This window comes from Rhizobium sp. rho-13.1 (genome assembly GCF_007000305.1).
GTDB classification, from domain to species: Bacteria; Pseudomonadota; Alphaproteobacteria; order Rhizobiales; family Rhizobiaceae; genus Rhizobium; species Rhizobium rhododendri.
Map to the genome: position 1 here is coordinate 1 of NZ_SCFL01000104.1, position 330 is coordinate 330.

A 330-nucleotide genomic window follows, 5' to 3' on the forward strand; every position below is an offset into this window, starting at 1 on the left:
GACCTCAATGCCATTAATGATGCGAGGTGCCATTGCTTATCTCCTTTGCAAGAATTTCCGCAACCTTGAGCCGGGCTCGGATGATATCCATATCCTCTTTCGGTGTAGCGATCCCGCTTTGCTCTTTTTCTGGAAGCAATGAAGGACGAAGACAGCCTCTTCAAACCTAACCGTGTAAACAGCGCGGTAGGTACCGCCTTCATCGTTCTAAACCACTTCCAGGACACCGGCTCCACCGAAGCCCTTCAGTACCCTGGCCGCATGGTGCTGGCCGTCGTGCTGGGGCAAAATGCAAGGCATAACCGAACTACTTGCGCACATCTGCTGGAA

General features: G+C 52.7%; 1 protein-coding gene and 1 pseudogene. One reads left to right on the top strand and one right to left on the bottom strand.

Features of this window, described 5'->3' with window-relative positions; genetic code table 11:
* Window positions 1-36: 36 nt before the first annotated feature.
* Window positions 37-159: pseudogene (locus tag EQW76_RS30300) on the bottom strand (hypothetical protein); the annotation flags it as partial.
* Between EQW76_RS30300 and EQW76_RS30115 the strand changes: the two are divergent.
* A partial coding sequence (locus EQW76_RS30115) for a hypothetical protein (RefSeq protein ID WP_244617049.1) occupies window positions 139-330 on the top strand: 192 nt, incomplete at its 3' end. The pseudogene EQW76_RS30300 and the gene EQW76_RS30115 sit on opposite strands and share 21 nt — an antisense overlap.